The following is a 22,266-nucleotide window of genomic DNA, read 5'->3' on the forward strand; positions in this document are numbered from 1 at the left end:
GGCGCGCGCCACGGGACCGACCTAGCCTGGGCCCGTGCTCCCCGGTGCCGACGACGTCCGCGTGTGGTCCGTCCCCCTGCGGACCCGATTCCGCGGGCTGGTCCGCCGCGACGGCGTGCTGCTGCGCGGTGACTCGGGGTGGGCGGAGTTCAGCCCGTTCTGGGACTACGACGACGCGGCGGCCGTGCGGTGGTGGCGCGCGGCGCGCGAGGCGGCCGACGAGGGCTGGCCCGACCCGCTGCGCACGCACGTGCCGGTGAACGTCACGGTGCCCGCGGTCGGGGCGGAGCAGGCGCACCGCATCGTCACGGGCTCGCGCGGGTGCCGCACCGCCAAGGTCAAGGTCGCCGAGCCCGGGCAGGACCCGCGCGAGGACGAGGCGCGGCTGGAGGCCGTGCGCGACGCGCTCGGCCCGGACGGCGCGATCCGCGTGGACGCCAACACGGCGTGGGACGTCGACACGGCGGTGCGCCGCCTCGCGGCGCTGGACCGCGCCGCCGGCGGGCTCGAGTACGCCGAGCAGCCGGTCCCGGGCGTCGAGGACCTCGCCGCGCTGCGCCGGCGCACGCACGTGCCGCTCGCGGCGGACGAGGCCGTGCGCCGTTCCGACGACCCGCTGGCGGTCGCGCGCCGGCACGCCGCCGACGTCGTCGTGCTCAAGGTGCAGCCGCTCGGCGGCGTGCGCGCGTGCCTGCGCCTCGCCGAGCAGCTCGACCTGCCGGTGGTCGTGTCGTCGGCGCTGGAGTCGTCGGTCGGCCTCGCGGCGGGCCTGGCCCTGGCCGCCGCGTTGCCCGAGCTGCCGTACGCGTGCGGGCTGGCGACCGCGCAGCTGCTCGCCGCCGACCTCGTCGACGACCCGCTGCTGCCGGTCGACGGTGTGATCGCGGTCCGCCGCCCGGAGCCGGCGGAGCACCTGGTCGCCGCCGCGGCGGCGGACCCCGGGCTCGCGGCCCGCTGGGAGGGGCGCGTGACCGCCGTGCGCGCGCGGGCCCGAGGGCGGGCTCAGGCATGATGACCGCCGTGACGCCCGGCCCTGACGACGCCCCCCGCACCACCCCGCACCCCGGTCCGCCGTCCGCGGCGGCCGCGCGCGTGCTCGTGCAGGCGCTCGCGGCCCTGGGCGTGCGGGACGTCGTGCTCGCACCGGGGTCGCGCAGCGCACCGCTGGCGTACGCGTTCGCCGACGCGGCGCGGCCCGACGGGGACCGCCCCGCGGGCGCCCCGGCGCTGCGCCTGCACGTGCGCGTCGACGAGCGTGACGCCGGGTTCCTCGCGCTCGGCCTCGCGAAGGCGTCGGGGCAGCCCGCGCGTGCCGGTGACCCGACGCCCGCCGCGCCCCGGCCGGTCGCCGTCGTGACCACGTCCGGGACGGCGGTCGCCAACCTGCACCCCGCTGTGCTCGAGGCCCACCACGCGGGCCTGCCGCTCGTGCTCCTGACGGCGGACCGCCCGCACGAGCTGCGCGGCACGGGCGCGAACCAGACGACCGAGCAGGCGCGCCTGTTCGGCGAGGCCGTGCGCCTCGCGGTCGACGTGCCGGCACCGACCGGCCGCCCCGGCGAGGACCGGGACCTGCGGCGCGTGGTCTCCCGCGCGCTCGCGGCCGCCACCGGCGCGCGCTCGGGCGACCCGGGACCGGTGCACCTGGACCTCGCGTACCGCGACCCCCTCGTGCCGGACGACGCGCCCTGGCCGGTGCCGGGCGAGGCCGGGCTCTCGCACGTCGCCACCCGGTCCGTGCCGGCGGAGCCCGCCGACCTCGTCACGGGGGTGCTGCCGGTCGTCGCCGCCGACGACACCCCGGCGGAGGCGACGGGGCGCCCCGCCCGCCGTGCGCGCGGCCCGGTGCCCACCGTCGTCGTGGCGGGCGACGGGGCCGGCCCGGCCGCTCGCCGCCTCGCCGAGGCGAACGGCTGGCCGCTGCTCGCGGAGCCGTCCTCGGGTGCCCGGCAGGGTCCGACGGCGATCGGCGCGTACCGGCTGCTCCTCGGGGAGGAGCGCCTCGGCGGCCGCGTGGGACGCGTGGTGGTGCTCGGCCGCCCGACGCTGTCGCGCCCCGTGCAGCGCCTCCTGGCGCGGGCGGACGTCGAGCTCGTCGTCGTCGCGCCGCGCGGCACGGACTGGCCCGACGCGGGCCGCAACGCCGCCCAGGTGCTGCTCGAGCTGCCCGCGCGCATGCGTCAGGGCCGCGCGGGTGCGCCCGCCGGGTGGCTCGACGCGTGGCGCGCCGCCGACGCCGCCGCGCGCGACGCCGTGGACGCCCTGCTCGACGTCCCCGAGGACGCCCCCCGGTCCCGCAGCGGCCAGCGCGTCACCGGACCGGCGCTGGCCCGGGCGGTCGCCCGCGCCAGCACGCCGACCGACGCGCTGGTCGTGGGCGCGTCGAACCCCGTGCGCGACCTCGACCTGGTCGCGCGCTGGGACGTCGCCCCGCTCGTGCTGGCCAACCGCGGGCTCGCCGGCATCGACGGCACCGTCTCGACCGCGACCGGCGTCGCGCTGGCGCTGCCGGACCGTCGCGTGCGCGCCTACCTGGGCGACCTGACCTTCCTGCACGACGTCGGCGGGCTGCTGCGCGGTCCGCTCGAGCACCCCGTCGACCTGCAGCTCGTCGTCGCGAACGACGACGGCGGGTCGGTGTTCACCACGCTCGAGCACGGTGAGCCGCGGCGGGCGGACGTGTTCGAGCGCGTCTTCGGCACGCCGCACGGGGTCGACCTCGCGGCGCTGTGCGCGGCGTACGGCGTGCGGCACACGCGGGTCGTCGACGCCGAGGGTCTCCTCCCGGCGCTCGCGGCGCCGGGCACGGGCGTGAGCGTGGTCGAGGTGCGGGTCGACCGCGCGCAGCGTCGCGCGCTGGGTGAGCGGCTCGCGGCCGACGTGGCGGCGGCCGCGTCCGCCGCTCTCGACGCTCTCGGCTGACGGTTGCCCGGGGCGTCCAGGAAGTTCTCAGCCACTCGGGAGGCCGGTCCCAGCCGCCGGGGTTGGAATGGAGGCCGACAAGGAGGCAGCCATGACCACGACGCCCGAGCAGCCGCGACCCGGCGGCGCCCACCCGCAGGACCACCCCACGCAGCCGCTCCCCGCGACCGGCGCGACGCCGCCGCCGGCGCAGCAGGCGGATCCCGCGCAGCGCCTCTCGCCCGCCCAGGAGTGGGCGCGCTGGGACGCCGCGCAGCGCGCCCACGGTGCGTCCGGTCACGAGCCCGGCGCGTCGTTCGGCCCCGGTGCGACCGGTGGCGGCTCCGGCCGCGGCCCCGCCGACCCGTGGGCCCCGTCCGCGGACGCCGCTCCGTCCGCGCCGTCCGAGGGCAAGCGGCCCCGGCCGTGGGTCTGGGCGACGGCCGCGGCCGTGACGGGCGTCCTCGTCGGCGGCGGTGTCGTCGCGGCGTTCACGGCCGACGACGGTCCGCTCGCGGCGGACGGGCAGCAGAGCGCCTCGCTCGCGGACATCGGCCGCTCGGAGACCGAGCAGGTGCCCGTGGCGGGCTCGTCGGCCGAGGACCCCGACTGGCAGGCGGTCGCCGCGGCCGTGCGTGCGTCGGTCGTCGCGATCGAGGTGCAGACCCAGCAGGGCGGGTCGCAGGGCTCGGGCGTGATCATCGACGACGACGCGCACGTCGTGACGAACAACCACGTCGTCTCCGCCGCCGCCGAGGGCGGCGAGGTGACCGTGACCCTCACCGACGGCCGGATCTTCGAGGCCGAGGTCGTCGGCACGGACGTCGCGACGGACCTCGCCGTGCTGCGCATCGTCGACGCGCCGGACGACCTGCAGCCCGCCGCCCTGGGCGACTCGGACGACGTCACGGTCGGCGAGCCCGTGATGGCCGTCGGCAACCCGCTCGGCCTGGCGAACACTGTCACGACCGGCATCGTCTCGGCGCTCGACCGCCCCGTCTCGACGCAGGAGGACGCGCGCAGTGAGGCGGCGGTGACGAACGCGATCCAGGTCGACGCCGCGATCAACCCCGGCAACTCCGGGGGCCCGCTGTTCGACGCGCAGGGCCGCGTCATCGGCATCACGTCGTCGATCGCGACGCTCTCGCAGCAGTCCGGCTCGATCGGCCTCGGCTTCGCCATCCCCGTGAACCTGATGAAGAACGTCGCGGCGCAGCTCATCGAAGACGGTCAGGCGGAGCACGCCTTCCTCGGCGTGACGATGACCGACGGCACGGCGGCGGCGGACGGCGTGACGCGCCGCGGCGCCGTCGTCGAGAGCGTGCAGGAGGGCTCGCCGGCCGCCGAGGCGGGCCTGCAGCCGCAGGACGTCATCGTCGCGATCGGGGACGACCCGGTGGGCGGCGCGGAGTCCCTCACGGCCTTCGTGCGCTCGCTGTCGTCGGGTGACGAGATCACCCTCACGGTCGTGCGGGGCGACGAGACCACCGAGCTCGACGTGACCCTCTCGACCCGGCCGGACCAGCTGACCACCGACCCGGACCAGCAGGACGGGCGCCCGGACCAGGGCGGCCAGGGTGACCAGGGCGGCCAGGGCCAGGGCCCGGGCGACCTGCCCGGCGGCCTCACCCCGGAGGAGCTGTGGGAGTGGTTCCAGCAGCAGGGTCAGGGCTGACGCCCCCCGCCTGACCCCGGCCTGACGTGTCCGGGCTGACGTGTCGGGCCCCGGCCGGGTCCGCGAGGGCCCGGCCGCACCGACCCGGGTTGCGCGCCGCTGCCGCGGGGCGCACGCCCGCCCCCGTCGCCGACCCCCCGCGGCGGCGGGACAGCAGGGCCCGTCGTGGGCGTCCCCTCCCACGACGGGCCCTCGCGTGCGTCTTGACCCGTCGCTCACGGTCCCCAGGGGGCAGGGGCCCAGGGGCCCAGGAGCCGGGCGGAGCGGGCGGCGGAGCGGTCAGTCGCTGCCGAGCGCGAACCGCATCGGCTCGAGCTTGGCGCGGGACTCGGCGAGCTCGGAGGCCGGGTCGGACGCGGCGACGACGCCGCACCCGGCGAACAGGCGCAGGCGGTGCGGGTCCGCGGGGTCCAGCTGCGCGGACCGCAGCGCGATGCCCCACTCGCCGTCGCCGTCGGCGCCGAGCCAGCCCACCGGGCCGGCGTAGCGGCCGCGGTCCATGCCCTCGACGCGCGTGATGAGGCGCCGCGCCGCCTCGGTGGGCGTGCCGCACACGGCGGCGGTCGGGTGCAGCGCGGCCGCGAGGGCCAGCGACGTGGGGTGCTCGTCGCCGGCGGGCGTGGCGAGCACGCCCGTCACGTCGGACGCGAGGTGCAGCACGTTGGGCAGCGAGAGCACGAACGGCACGTCCGGCACGTTCGAGGACGAGCAGAACGGCGCGAGCGCCCGCGCGACGGACGCGACGGCGTACTCGTGCTCCTCGAGGTCCTTGGACGAGTGCGCGAGGATCGCGGCGCGGCCCATGTCGGCGGCGTCGTCGCCGGTCCGCCGGATGGTGCCGGCGAGGACGCGCGACGTCACCAGGCCGCGCTCGGAGCGCACGAGCAGCTCCGGCGTGGCGCCGACGAGGCCGTCGACGCTGAACGTCCAGCAGGAGCGGTAGCGGTCCGCCAGGCGCTGCAGCGCCCACCGCACGTCGAGGGGCCGGGACGTGCGCGCCTCGACGTCCCGCGCGAGCACGACCTTCTCCACGTCCCCCGCGCGGATGGCGGCGACCCCGCGGGCGACGACGTCGAGCCAGTCGTCGGCGTCGACGGCGCCGTCGCGGTACGTGACCTCGCCCGGCGGCGCGGGCGTCGTGCGCGGCGGGGCGACGTCGCGCAGCCGGGGCGCGGCGCCGAGCCGGCCCGCGTCGGTCAGGGTCGTCAGCCACGTGCGGCCGTCGCGGCGGCCGACCACGACGCGCGGCACGACGAGCACGCCGCCCGCCGCGGAGTCGTCGTCGAACGCGAACGACGCGAAGGCGACCGGGCCCGTGCCGGGCAGACGCACCTCGTCGCGGACGATCGCGTGGGCCACGACCTCGTGCCACGCGCGCTCGGCGGCGGCGAACCGGTCGGCCCCGTGCACCTCGACACGGGCGGCCTCGCCCCACGCGACGAGGCCGTCGCCGCGCCGCACCCACGCGAGCGGGGCGTCGGCGGGCAGGAGGTCGAGCAGGTCGGCCGGGTCCGGGCTGCCGCCGTCCCGCGCCGGCAGGTCGTCGACGGCCACCGTGCGGACCACGAGCGCACGGGGCAGGGGCTCGCGCGCGGGGGCGGTGCTCGACGTGCTCATCGCCTGCCAGGGTAGGTCCTCGCACGGTCCGGGGCGGGCGGGGGAGGCCCGGTCGGGCGTACGTCACACGGGTGCGCCGTCCCGGTGGGGTGCCGCGCCGCGTGGCCGCCGCCGGCGACCTGCCACGATGGAGCCATGCCCCGCGCCACCCTCGACAAGGACCCCCGCGACGTCGCCGTCATGTTCGACGCCGTCGCGCGCCGGTACGACGTGACGAACGACGTCCTCTCCCTCGGCCAGGACCGGGCGTGGCGGCGCGCGACCCTCGCCGCGCTGGGCGCGCAGCGGGGCGAGACCGTCCTCGACCTCGCGGCCGGCACCGGCACGTCGAGCGAGCCGCTGGCGGACGCGGGCGTGCACGTCGTGCCGTGCGACCTGTCGACCGGGATGCTCGGCGTGGGCAAGCGGCGCCGGCCGGACCTGCCCTTCGTGGCGGGGGACGCGCTGCGCCTGCCCTTCGCGGACGCGGCGTTCGACGCCGTGACGATCTCGTTCGGGCTGCGCAACGTGCCGGACCCCGAGGCGGCGCTCGCCGAGATGCTGCGCGTCACCCGGCCGGGCGGCCGCCTGGTCGTGTGCGAGTTCTCGCGCCCCACGTTCGCGCCGTTCCGCGCGGTGTACACGAACTACCTCATGCGCGCCCTGCCGCCCGTGGCGCGCGCGGTGGCGAAGGAGTCGGACGCGTACGTCTACCTCGCCGAGTCGATCCGCGCGTGGCCCGACCAGCGCGAGCTCGGGCTCCTGCTGAAGGACGCGGGCTGGGTCGACGTCGCGTACCGCAACCTGTCCGGCGGCATCGTCGCGCTGCACCGCGGCCGGCGCCCGTAGGGCCCGGCGCCGGGGGACCCGCACCCCTCCCGGCCCACCGCAGCACACGCGTCGGCCCAGGTCACGGGACCGCGGTCCCGATCCGGCCGCCAGGTAAGCACTACCTTCGCAGACAGGCCGCGGGACGCTGGTTACACTCGCAGGGTCGCACGTGAACGACGTCACAAGTGGGGTGGACGCGGTGGGCACAGCGCACGATGACGCCGACGTCATCGTCGTAGGTGCAGGCCCTGCAGGGGCCTCCGCGGCGTACCACTGCGCAGCCGCGGGCCTCGACGTGCTGCTGCTCGAGAAGGCGTCCTTCCCCCGCGACAAGATCTGCGGCGACGGGCTGACGCCCCGCGCGGTGGCCGAGCTGGTGCGCATGGGCGTGCCCGTGCGCGAGCAGGACGGCTGGATCCGCAACAAGGGTCTGCGCGTGATCGGCGGCGGGCACCGCCTCGAGCTCGCGTGGCCCGAGCTGTCGGTCTACCCCTCCTACGGCCTCGCCCGTGCCCGCACGTCGTTCGACCAGACGCTCGCCGAGCACGCCCGGTCCGCCGGCGCGAAGCTGCGCGAGCGCACGTCCGTCACGGCGCCGGTGCGGGACGAGCGCACGGGACGCGTGGTCGGCGTCCGCGCCCGGTCGGTCGACCACGACGGGCGCCGCACGGTCGACGCGGGCGACGAGGTCACCTACCGCGCACCCGTCGTGGTCGCCGCCGACGGCGTCTCCGCGCGCCTCGCGACGGCCGTGGGCCGCGCCAAGCGCGACGACCGCCCGATGGGTGTCGCCGTCCGCACGTACTTCCGCACGCCGCGGCACGACGACCCGTGGATGGAGTCGCACCTCGAGCTGTGGGACGGTGCGCCCGGCCGCTCGAACCTCATGCCGGGCTACGGCTGGATCTTCTCCCTCGGCGACGGCACCGCGAACGTCGGGCTCGGCTCCGTGAGCTCGACGGCGGCCGCGACGAAGGTCGACTACAAGGACCTGTTCGCGCGGTGGATGGCCAACGCGCCCGCCGAGTGGGAGTTCACGCCGGAGAACCAGGTGGCGCCCGTGCGTGGCGCCGCGCTGCCCATGGGCTTCAACCGCGGGCCGCTGTACGCCGACGGGCTCCTGCTGGCCGGCGACGCCGCGGGCATGGTCAGCCCGTTCAACGGCGAGGGCATCGCGTACGGCCTGCAGGCCGGGCGCGTCGCCGGCGACGCGATCGCGCAGGGCCTCGCGCGCGGCTCGGCCGCCGGCCGGGAGAGCGCGCTGGCCACCTACCAGTCCCGCATGAAGGACGACCTCGGCGGGTACTACACGCTCGGGCGGCTCTTCGTCCGGCTGATCGAGCACCCGCAGGTCATGCGGCTGTGCACCCGGTACGGTCTGCCGCGGCCGTTGCTGATGCGGTTCGTGCTCAAGCTCCTGTCCGACTGCTACGAGCCGCGCGGCGGGGACGTGGTCGACCGCGTCATCGCCGGCCTGGCGAGGATCGCCCCGGCCGCCTGACCCGCACCACCCCGCACGACGCCCACGCCCCGCACGACCCCGGCGCCCGCCGGACCTCGCCGAGGAGGACCGCACGATGACGAACCCGTACGTGCCGCTGCTGGTGATGATGGGCATCGCCGGCGTCCTGGCGCTCGGCGGCGTGGGCGCGAGCGCGATCCTCGGGCCCAAGCGCTACAACCGCGCCAAGCTCGAGGCGTACGAGTGCGGCATCGAGCCCACGCCGCACGCGATCGGCGGCGGGCGCTTCCCGATCAAGTACTACCTCGTCGCGATGACCTTCATCATCTTCGACATCGAGGTCGTCTTCCTCTACCCGTGGGCCGTGAGCTTCGCCGAGCTGGCCACCTTCGGCCTCGTCGCGATGCTCGCGTTCCTCGTCCTCATCACCGTGCCGTTCGTCTACGAGTGGAAGCGTGGCGGGTTCGAGTGGGACTGACCGCACCGGCGCCCGCACGCACGGGCGCACGCACCCGCACCACGACGGCACCGACGTCGCACCCGAGGAGGGGCTGACATGGGCATCGAGGAAGCGCCCTCGGGCTTCCTGCTGACGACGGTCGAGGACCTCGTCGGCTACTTCCGCAAGGGCTCGCTGTGGCCGGTGACGTTCGGCCTCGCGTGCTGCGCGATCGAGATGATGGCGACCGGTGCGAGCCGGTACGACATCTCGCGCTTCGGCATGGAGGTGTTCCGTGCGTCGCCGCGCCAGGCGGACCTGATGATCGTCGCGGGCCGGGTGAGCCAGAAGATGGCGCCGGTCGTGCGGCAGGTCTACGACCAGATGGCCGAGCCCAAGTGGGTGCTGTCGATGGGCGTCTGCGCGTCCAGCGGCGGCATGTTCAACAACTACGCGATCGTGCAGGGCGTGGACCACATCGTGCCCGTCGACATCTACCTGCCCGGCTGCCCGCCGCGGCCGGAGATGCTCACGCACGCGATCCTCGCGCTGCACGACCAGATCCAGAACGCGCCGCTCGGCGTGAACCGCAAGGAGGCGGTCGCGGCCGCCGAGGCCGCCGCGCTCGCCGCGACGCCGACCTCCCACATGACGGGCCTGCTGCGGTGAGCGCCGAGCACAACCCCGAGCGGCGTCCCGCCGAGGGCGCCGCGCCCGTGCCGGCGGGGGAGAAGGCCGACGCCGCGGCGGCGGTGCAGCCCGGTGCGGGCAGCACGAGCCCGTCGGCCGCGGTCGCGCAGCAGACGTCCGCCGCCGCCCTCGAGGCCGGCTCGCAGAACGTGCGCGCCGACGCCGGGCCGGCGCGGACACCGCTCGACATCGTCGACGTGCGCACCGGCATGTTCGGCGTCGCCGGGTCGGGCGACACGTCCGGCTTCGGGGGCCTGGTCCGCACGATCGCGCTGCCCGGTCCCAGCGAGCGTCCGTACGGCGGCTGGTTCGACGAGGTCGTCGACATCCTGGCCGAGGTGCTCGACGAGTCGGGCACCGGCTTCGCGAACGCCGTCGAGTACGTCGTCGTCGACCGGGAGGAGCTCACGCTGCACGTGCGGCGCGAGCACCTCGTCGAGCTGGCCCGCGCGCTGCGGGACGACCCCGACCTGCGGTTCGAGATGAGCCTCGGCGTCAGCGGCGTGCACTACCCGCACGAGACGGGCCGCGAGCTGCACGCGGTCTACCACGTCGTGTCGATCACCCACGGCCGCCGTCTGCGGTTCGAGGTGGCGGTCGCGGACGACGACCCGCACGTCCCGTCGCTCACGTCGGTGTACCCGGCGAACGACTGGCACGAGCGGGAGACCTGGGACTTCTTCGGCATCGTCTTCGACGGCCACCCCGGGCTCGCGCGGATCGAGATGCCCGACGACTGGCCGGGCCACCCGCAGCGCAAGGACTACCCCCTCGGGGGCATCCCGGTCGAGTACAAGGGCGCCTCCGTGCCGCCCCCGGACCAGCGGAGGTCGTACAGCTGATGACCGCCCCCACCTCGCACACCCCCCGCGCCACCGCGCACGTCGTCGACGACGACGCCGGCACGCCCTCCTTCGAGGCGTCCGGCGGCGACTGGTCGGACATCGCCGAGGAGGCCGCCCGCCTCGGCGAGGAGCGCATCGTCGTCAACATGGGTCCCCAGCACCCGTCGACGCACGGCGTGCTCCGCCTGATGCTCGAGATCGACGGCGAGACCGTCACCGAGGCGCGGGCCGGCATCGGCTACCTGCACACGGGCATCGAGAAGAACATGGAGTACCGCAACTGGACCCAGGGCGTGACGTTCTGCACCCGCATGGACTACCTCGCGCCGCTGTTCCAGGAGGCCGCGTACTGCCTCGCCATCGAGAAGCTGCTGGGGATCACGGACGACGTGCCCGAGCGGGCCACCGTCATCCGCGTCCTGATGATGGAGCTCAACCGGATCGCGTCGCACACGGTGTGCCTGGCCACGGGCGGCAACGAGCTCGGCGCCACGACCATCATGACCACCGGGTTCACGGCGCGTGAGGAGATCCTCAAGGTCTTCGAGCTGATCACGGGCCTGCGGATGAACCACGCGTACATCCGGCCGGGCGGCGTCGCGCAGGACATCCCGCCGGGTGCGATCGACAGCATCCGTGAGGCGCTGACGAACCTGCGGCACTGGTTCCGCCAGCTCGAGGACCTCATGCTGGCCAACCCGATCCTGCAGGCGCGCATGAAGGACGTCGGCACGCTCAGCCTCGCCGCGTGCACGGCGCTCGGCATCACCGGGCCCGTGCTGCGCTCGACCGGGCTGCCGTACGACGTGCGCAAGGCGTCGCCGTACTGCGGGTACGAGACGTACGACTTCGACGTCCCCGTCAACGACGGCGCGGACTCCTGGTCCCGCCTGCTCCTGCGCATCGAGGAGTGCTACCAGTCGATGCGGATCATCGAGCAGACCCTCGACCGGCTCGCGGCCATGCCCGCGGGCGACGTCATGGTGCACGACAAGAAGATCGCCTGGCCGGCGCAGCTGGCCATCGGCACCGACGGGATGGGCAACTCCCTCGGGCACATCAGGGAGATCATGGGCGAGTCGATGGAGGCCCTGATCCACCACTTCAAGCTGGTGACCGAGGGCTTCCGGGTGCCCGCCGGCCAGGTGTTCCAGTCCGTGGAGCACCCGCGCGGCGAGCTCGGCGTGCACCTGGTGTCGGACGGCGGCACGAAGCCGTACCGGGCGCACTTCCGCGACCCGTCGTTCAACAACCTGCAGGCCGTCTCGATGATGTGCGAGGGCGGGCAGGTCGCCGACGTCGTCGTCGCGGTCGCGTCTCTCGACCCGGTGCTGGGAGGGGTGGACCGCTGATGTCGGTGCAGCACGAGACGCCGGCGGCCAACCCCGCCGGCCGGGTGCCGGGGGACCGGCACGCCACGGGGTACGACGACGCGACGCGCGAGCGCCTCGCGGCGGACGCCGCCCAGATCATGGCGCGCTACCCGCAGGAGCGGTCGGCGCTGCTGCCCATGCTGCACCTGGTGCAGGCGGAGGACGGCTACGTCAGCCCGCGCGGCATCGCGTTCTGCGCCGGGCAGCTGAGCCTGACGACGGCCGAGGTGTCCGCCGTCGCGACGTTCTACACGCAGTACAAGCGCCACCCCAACGGCACGTACACGGTGGGCGTCTGCACGAACACGCTGTGCGCGGTCATGGGCGGGGACGCGATCTGGGAGGACCTCACCGAGCACCTCGGGGTCGACCACGACGAGACCACCGCGGACGGCGCGATCACGCTCGAGCGGATCGAGTGCAACGCGGCGTGCGACTACGCACCCGTCGTGATGGTCAACTGGGAGTTCTTCGACGACCAGACGCCCGAGTCGGCGCGCGACGTCGTGGACCGCCTCCGCGAGGGCGTGCCGGTCGCGCCGTCGCGCGGTGCCGCGTCGGTCTGCACGTTCAAGCAGATGAGCCGCGTGCTGGCGGGCTTCCCCGACGGCCGCGCCGACGAGGGCGTGGGCGCCGGCCCGGCGACCCTGCGCGGCACGCTGCTGGCGAAGGAGAAGGGCTGGCGAGCGCCGGACCTCCCCGACGCCGAGCACGCCGGCGACCAGCCCGCGGAGCCGGACCGGCCCGCCGACCCGGCCCGGCCCGCCGCCCCGACGCCGCCCGCGGACCGGTCGGAGCCCGGGGACGTCACGCCCACGACCGACGCCGGCCCCACGCCCGCCGGTCAGCAGCCGGGTGCCGACCCCAAGGTCGGTGCCGAGGAGTCCAGCGCCGACCGCCCGGCGACGACGCCGTCCGACACGTCGGCCGAGAGCCAGCGGCGCCGGCAGCGCACCGACGACGCGAAGGAGTCGTGATGACGACCCTGGCACCCGTCCTGTCCGCGCACTGGGACGCGGACCGGTCCTGGACCCTGGCCACGTACGAGGCCAACGGCGGCTACCGCGGCCTGCGACGCGCGCTGACCATGCAGCCCGCCGACGTCGTGACGACGGTCAAGGACTCCGGCCTGCGCGGCCGCGGCGGCGCCGGCTTCCCGACGGGCATGAAGTGGGGCTTCCTGCCCGCGCCCGACGGCGGCCCGCGCTACCTCGTCGTCAACGCCGACGAGTCCGAGCCCGGGACCTGCAAGGACATCCCGCTGATGATGGCGAGCCCGCAGGTGCTGCTCGAGGGCGTCGCGATCACGTCGTACGCGATCGGCTGCACGCACGCGTTCATCTACGTGCGGGGCGAGGTCCTGCACGTCTACCGCCGCCTGCTGCGGGCGGTCGAGGAGGCGTACGCCGCGGGCTACCTCGGCAAGGACATCCTCGGCACGGGCGTCGACCTCGACGTCACGGTGCACGCCGGCGCGGGTGCGTACATCTGCGGCGAGGAGACCGCGCTGCTCGACTCGCTGGAGGGCCTGCGCGGCCAGCCGCGGCTCAAGCCGCCGTTCCCCGCGGTCGCGGGCCTGTACGCGCGCCCCACGGTCGTCAACAACGTCGAGTCGATCGCCTCGGTGCCGGCGATCCTCGTCGGCGGGGCGTCGTGGTTCACGTCGATGGGCACCGAGCGGTCGGCCGGGCACGGCCTGTTCTCCCTCTCGGGCCACGTCGAGCGCCCCGGCCAGTACGAGGCGCCGCTCGGCATCACGCTGCGCGAGCTGCTCGACATGGCGGGCGGCGTGCGCGCCGGCCACGAGCTGAAGTTCTGGACGCCCGGCGGGTCGTCGACGCCGATCTTCACCGCGGAGCACCTCGACGTGCCGCTCGACTACGAGTCGGTCGGCAAGGCCGGGTCCATGCTCGGCACGCGTGCGCTGCAGATCTTCGACGAGACCGTGTCGGTGGTCCGCGCGGTCACGCGGTGGATGGCGTTCTACAAGCACGAGTCCTGCGGCAAGTGCACGCCGTGCCGCGAGGGCACGTACTGGCTGCTGCAGGTCCTCCAGCGGATCGAGGCCGGCCAGGGCACGAGCGGGGACATCGACCTGCTGCTCGACCTGTGCGACAACATCCTCGGTCGCGCGTTCTGCGCGCTCGGTGACGGCGCGACCAGCCCCGTCACGAGCGCCGTGCAGTACTTCCGGGAGGAGTTCGAGGCCGGCATGCACACGCCTGCGGACGTGCTCTTCCCCCCGGAGCGCAGCGCGCGCTTCGACTACACGCCGCGTCGTCGTACGCAGCTCGCGGGGGTGCACGCATGACCATCACGACCCCGAACCCGCGCACCGGTGGGCGCGCCGACGCGGTCACGCCGCTCGTCCCGGCGGCCCCGCCGGTCGACGTGCCGGAGCCGGAGGCGACCGTCACGTTCACGATCGACGGCCTGGAGACGACCGTGCCGAAGGGCACGCTCGTCATCCGCGCCGCCGAGCGCCTCGGCATCCAGATCCCGCGGTTCTGCGACCACCCGCTGCTCGCGCCCGCCGGCGCGTGCCGCCAGTGCCTGGTCGAGGTGTGGGCGCCCGGCCGGGACGGCAACGTCGCGAAGATGCCGAAGCCGCAGGCCTCCTGCACCCTCGAGGCCACGCCCGGCATGCAGGTGAAGACGCAGCACACGTCGCCCGAGGCGGACAAGGCCCAGCACGGCGTCATGGAGCTGCTGCTCATCAACCACCCCCTCGACTGCCCGGTCTGCGACAAGGGCGGCGAGTGCCCCCTGCAGAACCAGGCGATGAGCAACGGGCGCACCGCGACGCGGTTCGTCGACGTCAAGCGCACGTTCCCCAAGCCCATCGCGGTCTCGACGCAGGTGCTGCTCGACCGGGAGCGGTGCGTGCTGTGCCAGCGCTGCACCCGGTTCTCCGAGGAGGTCGCCGGCGACGTCTGGATCGACCTGCAGAAGCGCGGGGCCCAGCAGCAGATCGGGACGTTCGACACCGACGTCCTCGGCTTCGCGGGGGAGACGCCCGTCGGCGCGGCGACGCTCGACACGAGCGGCCGGCCGTTCTCGTCCTACTTCTCCGGGAACACCGTGCAGATCTGCCCGGTCGGCGCGCTGACGTCGGCCGCGTACCGGTTCCGCGCGCGGCCGTTCGACCTGGTGTCGACGCCCGGCATCGCCGAGCACGACAGCAACGGGTCCGCCATCCGCGTCGACCACCGCCGCGGCGTCGTGCTGCGCCGGCTGGCGGGCGAGGACCCGACCGTCAACCAGGAGTGGGTCACCGACAAGGACCGCTTCGCGTTCCGCTGGCAGTCCGCGGCCGACCGTCTCACGACCCCGATGGTGCGCCGCCGGCTCGCCGACGGCGTGCGCGGCCCGCTCGAGCCGTGCAGCTGGTCCGAGGCGCTCGACACGGCGGCCGTCGGCCTGCAGGCCGCGGTCGCGGCCGGCGCGGGCGTCGGCGTGCTGCCCGGCGGGCGGCTCACGCTCGAGGACGCGTACGCGTACGCCAAGCTGGCGCGCGTCGCGCTGCGCACGAACGACGTCGACCACCGGTCCCGCCCGCACTCGGCGGAGGAGGAGGCGTTCCTCGGCCACGTCGTCGCGGGGCGCACGCTCGCCGTGACGTTCGCGGACCTCGTGGCCGCGCCGACCGTCCTGTGCGTCGCGTACGAGCCCGAGGAGGAAGGCGGCATCGTCTTCCTGCGGCTGCGCGACCGGGTCGTCGCCGGCCGCACCCGCGTGCTGTCGGTGGCCGCGGTCGCGAGCCGCGGCCTCGAGCGGCTCGCCGCCACGCTGCTGCCCGCCGCCCCCGGCACGGAGCCCGAGGTCGTCGACGCGCTCGACCCGTCGGCGGGCGAGGCGCTGCTGGCCGACGCCGCGACGGCGCTGGCCGAGCCGGGCGCCGTCGTGCTCGTCGGCGAGCGGGCCGCCGAGGTGCCCGGCCTGCTGTCGGCGGTGCTGCGGCTCACCGAGCGGACGGGTGCGCGTCTCGCGTGGGTCCCGCGCCGTGCGGGCGAGCGTGGCGCCGTCGAGGCCGGCACGCTCCCGAGCCTGCTCCCCGGGGGGCGCCCCGTCGCCGACTCCGCGGCCCGCGTCGACATGGCCGCGGTGTGGGGCGTCGACGACCTGCCGGCCACGCCCGGCCGCAGCGCCGACCAGCTCCTCGCGGCGGCCGCCGAGGGTCACCTCGGCGCCCTCGTGGTGGGCGGCGTCGACCCGGCGGACCACGCCGACCCGCGGCTGGCCCGGGCGGCCCTCGACGCCGTGCCGTTCCTCGTCTCGCTCGAGGTGCGCGCCTCGGAGGTGACCGACCGCGCGGACGTCGTCCTGCCGGTCGCGCCCCCGGTCGAGAAGCCCGGCACGTTCGTGACCTGGGAGGGGCGCCCGCGCCCGTTCGGCCAGGCGCTGGCCAGCACGGCGCTGGCGGACCACCGCGTGCTCGACCGTCTCGCCGACGCGCTCGGCGTCGAGCTCGGCACCGGGTCGCTCGCCGCGGTGCACGCCGAGCTCGACCAGCTCGGCGGCTGGGACGGCGCGCGCGTCCCCGCGCCGGACGTCGACGTCGCGGAGCCGCCCGCGGTCCCGCCGGGGCACGCGGTGCTCGCCACGTGGCACCAGCTGCTCGACGGCGGCCGCCTGCAGGACGGTGAGCCGTACCTCGCGGGCACGGCCAAGCAGCCGCTGGCGCGCGTGTCCGCCACCACGGCGGCGGCCGCCCGGGTGGTCGACGGCGGGCAGATCGAGGTCTCGACCGACCGCGGGGCCGTGCGGGTGCCGGTGCTCGTCGCCGACATGCCGGACCACGTGGTGTGGCTGCCGACGAACGCCCGCGGCTGCGCGGTGCGCGACGTGCTCGGCGCCGGCGCCGGAACGGTCGTGCGCCTCGCGCCGGCCGCGGACGTCGACGTCCGGCCGGTCGCCGCACCGTCCACCGGCCCGCTGACGGGCGACACCGCGGAGGCCGTGTCCGGCGTCCGCATCGACGAGGGGGAGCGCGCATGAGCCCGCTGCTGTCCGCGGCCGTCGGCGACGGCGCCCAGGTGGGCGTCAGCGCCGACTTCAGCCAGGACGTGTTCTGGGTGTGGCTGCTCAAGGCCGTCGCGATCATCGTCTTCCTGCTGACGAGCGTGCTCATCGCCATCTGGTTCGAGCGCAAGGTCGTCGCCCGCATGCAGGTGCGGCCCGGGCCCAACGTGCACGGCCCGTTCGGCCTGCTGCAGTCGCTCGCCGACGCGATGAAGCTCCTGGTCAAGGAGGACGTCACCGTCAAGGCGGCCGACAAGCTCGTCTACATCGTCGCGCCGATGATCGCGGTGTTCTGCTCGCTGCTCACCTTCGCGGTCATCCCGTTCGGGCCCGAGGTCAGCATCTTCGGGGTGCTCACGCCGCTGCAGCTCACGGACTTCCCGGTCGCGGTGCTGTACATCCTCGCGTGCGCCGCCGTCGGGGTGTACGGGATCGTGCTCGGCGGCTGGTCCTCGAACTCGACGTACCCGCTGCTCGGCGGGGTGCGCTCCACGGCGCAGGTCATCTCCTACGAGCTCGCGATGGGCCTGTCCCTGGTCAGCGTGTTCATCATGGCGGGGTCGATGTCGACGTCGCAGATCGTCGACTCCCAGACCCAGGTCTGGTGGTTCCTGCCGCTGCTGCCGGCGTTCGTCATCTACCTGATCTCGATGGTCGGCGAGACGAACCGGCTGCCGTTCGACCTCCCCGAGGCCGAGGGCGAGCTCGTGTCCGGCTACATGACCGAGTACTCGTCCATGAAGTTCGCCTGGTTCTTCCTGGCCGAGTACATCAACATGCTCAACGTGTCGGCGGTCGCCACGACGCTGTTCTTCGGCGGCTGGCGCGCCCCGTGGCCGCTGTCGGCCATCGGCGACGGCGTGCTCAACACCGGCTGGTGGCCGGTGCTGTGGTTCCTCGCCAAGGTGTGGTTCTTCATGTTCGTGTTCGTGTGGATCCGCGGGTCCGTCCTGCGCTTCCGCTACGACCAGTTCATGAAGATCGGCTGGAAGGTGCTCATCCCCGCCGCGCTCGTGTGGGTCGTGGCGGTGACGCTGGTCCAGGCGCTGCGTCAGCTGTGGGACGTCGACCTGCGCACGACGCTGTTCGTGCTGGCGGGCCTCGTGCTCGTCGGGCTCGTGGTGTCGTTCCTGGTGCCGGAGAAGAAGCCCGCGCCCCCGCCGGAGCCCGAGCCGTTCGACCCGTTCGCCGACGGCTACCCCGTGCCGCCGCTTCCGGGGCAGGTGCTGCCGCCGTCGCCCCGTGCGCAGCGCCGGCTCGCCGCGACCGCGACGGATGCGGACACGTCGCCCCCGCCGCTGCAAGGACCGTCCGGACCCGAGACCCCGCTGGAGGTGCGCGGTGGCTGAGCGCGAGAAGAAGTCGGCCGGTGACGCCGGGCGTGCCGGTCGCGACGTCGAGCGCGCGCCGCGCGGCGGCGAGGTCGACCGGCCCGCCGAGGGCTACGAGTCGCTGATCGAGAAGCGCTCCGGCCTGGCCGAGCTGCTCGCCCCGGTGGGCGGGTTCGGCGTGACGCTGTCGAACATGTTCCGTCCGACCGTGACGGAGCAGTACCCGCGGGAGCAGGCGCCGACCAAGCCCCGCTACCACGGGCGCCACCAGCTCAACCGGTACCCCGACGGGCTCGAGAAGTGCATCGGGTGCGAGCTGTGCGCGTGGGCGTGCCCCGCGGACGCGATCTACGTCGAGGGCGGCGACAACACGCCCGACGCGCAGTTCTCGCCGGGGGAGCGGTACGGCCGCGTCTACCAGATCAACTACCTGCGCTGCATCTTCTGCGGCCTGTGCATCGAGGCGTGCCCGACGCGCGCCCTGACGATGACGAACGAGTACGAGCTCGGCGGGCCGACGCGCGCGGGCATGATCTGGGAGAAGCAGGACCTGCTCGCACCGCTGCGCTCCGGCCAGCTCGCGAGCCCGCACCCCATGGCCGAGGGCACGACGGACACCGACTACTACCGCGGCGAGGTCACGGGCGTGACCGAGGACCAGGTGGCGTGGGTCGCCGAGCACCGCCCCGACGACCCGACGCTGCCCGCCAACGCGGCGCAGGGCGCCACCGTGCCGGACCTCGGCGAGACGCGCCTCGCGCAGGCCGCGATCACGGCGGCGGCCCGCCGCCAGGGGGGTGCCCGATGACCGGCGCGCTCCTCACGGTGCTCCCCGCGGCCCTCGAGGAGACGGGCCGCACGACGACCGCCGAGGCGGTCCTGTTCTGGGTGCTCGCGCCGATCATGGTGCTCGCCGCGCTGGGCCTGCTGTTCGCGCGCAAGACCGTGCACGCGGCGCTCGCGATCATCGTCGTGATGATCTCGCTGGCGTTCCTCTACGTCGCGCAGGACGCGGTGTTCCTCGGCGTCGCGCAGGTGGTCGTCTACACCGGCGCCGTGATGATGCTGTTCCTGTTCGTCCTCATGCTCGTGGGCGTCGACCGGTCCGACTCGCTCGTGGAGACCATCCGCGGGCAGCGGTGGATCGGGGTGCTCGCGGGGGTCGGGCTCGGTGTGGTGCTCGCCGGCGTCGTGGGCCGCGCGGCGTACGCGCCGGCGGCCGGTCTCGCGGAGGCCAACGCGGCGTCGAACCCCGTGGGGGTCGCCCGGCTCGTGTTCGGCCAGCACGTGCTCGCCTTCGAGGTGGTCGGCTGCCTGCTCGTCGTCGCCGCGCTCGGCGCCCTCGTGCTGACGCACCGCCGCCGCCTGACGCCGCTCGTCGGCCAGCGCGAGCTCGCCCAGCGCCGCGTCCGCGAGGGCGGCAGCCTCGTGCCGCTGCCCGCCCCCGGCGTGTACGCACGGCACAACGCGATGGACGTCCCGGCCCTCGGGCCCGACGGCCGTCCGCTCGAGCAGTCGGTGCCGCGTGTGCTGCGCGTGCGCGGCCAGGAGGCGGACGCGCGCGAGTACGCCGCCCGCATCGACCGCGTGCTCGCGGGCGGCTGGGCCAACGGCGCCGGGTCGTTCACGTCCGCCACGGGGGACGGGCCGCCGACCGGCGGCCGGGACCTCGCCGTGCACGCCGCGGGCCAGGAGGACGCCCCGCAGGACGCGCCGGGTGGCGCCGACGGGGCGGACGAGTCGAGTGCGGCCAGCGCGGACGCGCACACCGCCGACGGGGACGAGATGCGCGACGAGGAGGTCGTCCGGTGAGCCTCACCCACTACCTCGTGCTGGCTGCGATCCTCTTCGCGATCGGCGCGACCACCGTCCTGCTGCGGCGCAACGCGATCGTCGTGTTCATGGGCGTCGAGCTCATGCTCAACTCCACGAACCTGCTGCTCGTGACGTTCTCGCGGTACCACGGGAACCTCACGGGCCAGGTGCTGGCATTCTTCGTCATGGTCGTCGCGGCGGCCGAGGTGGTCGTGGGTCTCGCGATCATCGTGTCGATCTTCCGGACCCGACGCTCGGCCTCGGTCGACGACGTCAACCTGCTGAAGAGCTGAGGGGCGGCACGTGCACACCCTGATGTCCCTGACGACGCCTGCCGTCGTGACGGCCGCCGACGCGGCGGTGGCCGCGGAGCCCTGGGCCGGCGCCCGCGCCGCCGCCTGGCTCGTCGTCGTGCCGCTCGTGTCCGCCGCCGTGCTCCTGCTGCTCGGCCGCCGCGCCGACCGCTGGGGCCACTGGCTCGGCGTCCTCGCGTCGGCCGCGTCCTTCGTCGTCGCGCTCGTCGTGACCCTCGGCCTGCTCGGCCTGCCCGCGGGGCAGCGCGTGCAGGACGTGACCCTCGGCACGTGGGTCGACGCGGGCGCGCTGACCGTCGACGCCGGGTTGCGCGTCGACCCGCTCGCGATGACGTTCGTGCTGCTCGTGACGTTCGTCGGCACGCTGATCCACGTCTACTCCGTGGCGTACATGGAGCACGACGTCGACCGCCGGCGGTTCTTCGCCTACCTCAACCTCTTCGTCGCGGCGATGCTCCTGCTGGTGCTCGCCGACTCCTACCTGCTGCTGTTCGTCGGGTGGGAGGGCGTCGGCCTGGCGTCGTACCTGCTGATCGGCTTCTGGAACCACCACACCCCGTACGCGGTGGCCGCGAAGAAGGCGTTCGTCGCCAACCGCGTCGGCGACGTCGGGCTCATCCTCGCGATGGGACTGATGTTCACGACGTTCGGCAGCCTGGACTTCGGCACGGTGAACGCCGGCGTCGCGCAGGCGAGCGAGGGCACGCTCACGCTCATCGGCCTCGCGCTGCTGCTGGCCGCGTGCGGCAAGTCGGCGCAGTTCCCGCTGCAGTCCTGGCTCGGCGACGCGATGGCCGGCCCGACGCCCGTCTCCGCGCTCATCCACGCCGCCACGATGGTGACGGCGGGCGTGTACCTGATCATCCGCTCCGGCGCGATCTACACCGCGGCGCCGACGGCCCAGCTGGTCGTCGCGGTCGTCGGCGCGATCACGCTGCTCTTCGGTGCGATCGTCGGCTGCGCGAAGGACGACATCAAGAAGGCGCTCGCCGCCTCGACGATGTCGCAGATCGGCTACATGGTGCTCGCCGCGGGGCTCGGGCCCATCGGGTACGCGTTCGCGATCTTCCACCTCGTCACGCACGGCTTCTTCAAGGCCGGCATGTTCCTCGGGGCGGGGTCGGTCATGCACGGCATGGACGACCAGGTCGACATGCGCCGCTTCGGGGGCCTCGGTCGGTACATGAAGATCACGTACCTCACGTTCATGGCCGGCTGGCTCGCGATCCTCGGGATCCCGCCGTTCGCCGGCTTCTGGAGCAAGGACAAGATCATCGAGGCGGCGTTCGTGCCGGTCGACGGCGAGCCGTGGCGCGCGTGGGTCTTCGGCGGCGTCGCGCTGCTGGGCGCCGGGATCACCGCGTTCTACATGTCCCGGCTGTTCTTCCTCACGTTCGAGGGGCAGAAGCGCTGGTCGCGGAAGCGCGACGGGTCGGCGCAGCACCCGCACGAGTCCCCGCTGCTCATGACCGTGCCGATGGTCGTGCTGGCGGTCGGCTCGGTGGGTCTCGGGTGGCTGCTGTCGAGCAGGGGCTTCGTCGAGTGGCTCGAGCCGTCGGTCGGGCACGCCGAGCACCACGACCCGGTGCTGCCGATCCCGGTCATCGTCGGTGCGACGCTCGCCGCGGTGGTCATCGGGCTCGTGCTCGCCTGGCGCCTCTACGCGATCGGGCAGGTCCCGGTGGAGCCGCCGCGCGGCACCGCGGTCACCCTCGCGGCGCGCAAGGACCTCTACCAGGACGTCGTCAACGACGCCGTCCTGGTCGAGCCCGGCCGCTACCTCACGCGCTCGCTCGTGTACGGCGACAAGGCGGTGGTCGACAACGCGGCGACCGGCCTGGGTCACGCCACGGTCGCCGTCGGGGACGCGGTGCGCCGCGTGCAGAACGGGTACGCCCGGTCCTACGCCGCGTCGATGCTCATCGGGCTCGTGGCGCTCACGGTCGTCGTCCTTGCCGTGCGCGGCTGAGGC

Annotated in this window: 18 protein-coding genes; 17 read left to right on the forward strand and 1 reads right to left on the reverse strand. The window is 74.8% G+C overall.

What is annotated here, in order from left to right; translation table 11 throughout:
- Positions 1-34: 34 nt before the first annotated feature.
- The 3 genes from E5225_RS04040 to E5225_RS04050 all read left to right on the forward strand — a co-directional run bounded on the left by E5225_RS04040 (position 35) and on the right by E5225_RS04050 (position 4,576).
- Positions 35-1,012: an o-succinylbenzoate synthase gene (locus tag E5225_RS04040; RefSeq protein ID WP_135972918.1), complete on the forward strand. Its 978-nt coding sequence runs from the start codon at positions 35-37 to the stop codon at positions 1,010-1,012.
- Positions 1,012-2,922: a 2-succinyl-5-enolpyruvyl-6-hydroxy-3-cyclohexene-1-carboxylic-acid synthase gene (gene menD, locus E5225_RS04045; RefSeq protein WP_243738160.1), complete on the forward strand. Its 1,911-nt coding sequence runs from the start codon at positions 1,012-1,014 to the stop codon at positions 2,920-2,922. Before E5225_RS04040 ends, menD begins: the two co-directional genes overlap by 1 nt.
- 91 nt (positions 2,923-3,013) lie before the next feature.
- Positions 3,014-4,576, forward strand: a complete 1,563-nt coding sequence (locus E5225_RS04050; RefSeq protein WP_243738156.1) for a S1C family serine protease — start codon at positions 3,014-3,016, stop codon at positions 4,574-4,576.
- Positions 4,577-4,855: 279 nt separating this feature from the next.
- Here E5225_RS04050 and E5225_RS04055 read toward each other — a convergent pair whose 3' ends face one another.
- Positions 4,856-6,193, reverse strand: a complete 1,338-nt coding sequence (locus E5225_RS04055) for an isochorismate synthase (RefSeq protein WP_135972915.1) — start codon at positions 6,191-6,193, stop codon at positions 4,856-4,858.
- Positions 6,194-6,328: 135 nt separating this feature from the next.
- On the opposite strand from E5225_RS04055, the gene E5225_RS04060 reads away from it, so the two are divergent.
- The 14 genes from E5225_RS04060 (at position 6,329) to nuoL (ending at position 22,263) form a co-directional block, all read left to right on the forward strand.
- Entirely contained in the window at positions 6,329-7,021 is a 693-nt protein-coding gene (locus E5225_RS04060) for a demethylmenaquinone methyltransferase (protein WP_135972914.1), read from the forward strand.
- A 181-nt stretch (positions 7,022-7,202) separates the two neighbouring features.
- Complete coding sequence (locus E5225_RS04065; RefSeq protein WP_135972913.1) at positions 7,203-8,504, forward strand: geranylgeranyl reductase family protein; 1,302 nt, start codon at positions 7,203-7,205, stop codon at positions 8,502-8,504.
- A gap of 76 nt (positions 8,505-8,580) precedes the next feature.
- Entirely contained in the window at positions 8,581-8,943 is a 363-nt protein-coding gene (locus E5225_RS04070; RefSeq protein ID WP_135972912.1) for an NADH-quinone oxidoreductase subunit A, read from the forward strand.
- A 78-nt stretch (positions 8,944-9,021) separates the two neighbouring features.
- Complete coding sequence (locus tag E5225_RS04075) at positions 9,022-9,573, forward strand: NuoB/complex I 20 kDa subunit family protein (RefSeq protein WP_135972911.1); 552 nt, start codon at positions 9,022-9,024, stop codon at positions 9,571-9,573.
- 170 nt (positions 9,574-9,743) lie between these two features.
- Entirely contained in the window at positions 9,744-10,436 is a 693-nt protein-coding gene (locus tag E5225_RS04080) for an NADH-quinone oxidoreductase subunit C (RefSeq protein ID WP_243738159.1), read from the forward strand.
- Complete coding sequence (locus tag E5225_RS04085) at positions 10,436-11,791, forward strand: NADH-quinone oxidoreductase subunit D (RefSeq protein WP_135972910.1); 1,356 nt, start codon at positions 10,436-10,438, stop codon at positions 11,789-11,791. The genes E5225_RS04080 and E5225_RS04085 overlap by 1 nt, the downstream gene beginning before the upstream one ends.
- The gene (gene nuoE, locus E5225_RS04090; RefSeq protein ID WP_135972909.1) at positions 11,791-12,789 is read left to right on the forward strand and encodes an NADH-quinone oxidoreductase subunit NuoE; all 999 of its coding nucleotides are present in this window, start codon (positions 11,791-11,793) and stop codon (positions 12,787-12,789) included. Before E5225_RS04085 ends, nuoE begins: the two co-directional genes overlap by 1 nt.
- Positions 12,786-14,123 carry an NADH-quinone oxidoreductase subunit NuoF gene (nuoF, locus tag E5225_RS04095; protein WP_135972908.1) on the forward strand — a complete coding sequence of 446 codons (1,338 nt, stop codon included), beginning with the start codon at positions 12,786-12,788 and terminating at the stop codon, positions 14,121-14,123. Before nuoE ends, nuoF begins: the two co-directional genes overlap by 4 nt.
- The gene (locus E5225_RS04100; protein ID WP_135972907.1) at positions 14,120-16,810 is read left to right on the forward strand and encodes an NADH-quinone oxidoreductase subunit G; all 2,691 of its coding nucleotides are present in this window, start codon (positions 14,120-14,122) and stop codon (positions 16,808-16,810) included. Before nuoF ends, E5225_RS04100 begins: the two co-directional genes overlap by 4 nt.
- Positions 16,807-18,183 (forward strand): NADH-quinone oxidoreductase subunit NuoH, encoded by a 1,377-nt coding sequence (gene nuoH, locus E5225_RS04105; protein WP_135972906.1) that lies wholly within the window; start codon positions 16,807-16,809, stop codon positions 18,181-18,183. The genes E5225_RS04100 and nuoH overlap by 4 nt, the downstream gene beginning before the upstream one ends.
- A gap of 103 nt (positions 18,184-18,286) precedes the next feature.
- Positions 18,287-18,973: an NADH-quinone oxidoreductase subunit NuoI gene (gene nuoI, locus E5225_RS04110; RefSeq protein ID WP_279536531.1), complete on the forward strand. Its 687-nt coding sequence runs from the start codon at positions 18,287-18,289 to the stop codon at positions 18,971-18,973.
- Positions 18,970-19,977 (forward strand): NADH-quinone oxidoreductase subunit J, encoded by a 1,008-nt coding sequence (locus E5225_RS04115; RefSeq protein WP_135972904.1) that lies wholly within the window; start codon positions 18,970-18,972, stop codon positions 19,975-19,977. Before nuoI ends, E5225_RS04115 begins: the two co-directional genes overlap by 4 nt.
- Positions 19,974-20,273 (forward strand): NADH-quinone oxidoreductase subunit NuoK, encoded by a 300-nt coding sequence (nuoK, locus tag E5225_RS04120; protein ID WP_135972903.1) that lies wholly within the window; start codon positions 19,974-19,976, stop codon positions 20,271-20,273. The genes E5225_RS04115 and nuoK overlap by 4 nt, the downstream gene beginning before the upstream one ends.
- Before the next feature lie 10 nt (positions 20,274-20,283).
- Complete coding sequence (gene nuoL, locus E5225_RS04125) at positions 20,284-22,263, forward strand: NADH-quinone oxidoreductase subunit L (protein WP_243738155.1); 1,980 nt, start codon at positions 20,284-20,286, stop codon at positions 22,261-22,263.
- Positions 22,264-22,266 lie beyond the last annotated feature (3 nt).

The sequence above is a fragment of the Cellulomonas shaoxiangyii genome (assembly GCF_004798685.1).
Classification (GTDB): domain Bacteria; phylum Actinomycetota; class Actinomycetes; order Actinomycetales; family Cellulomonadaceae; genus Cellulomonas; species Cellulomonas shaoxiangyii.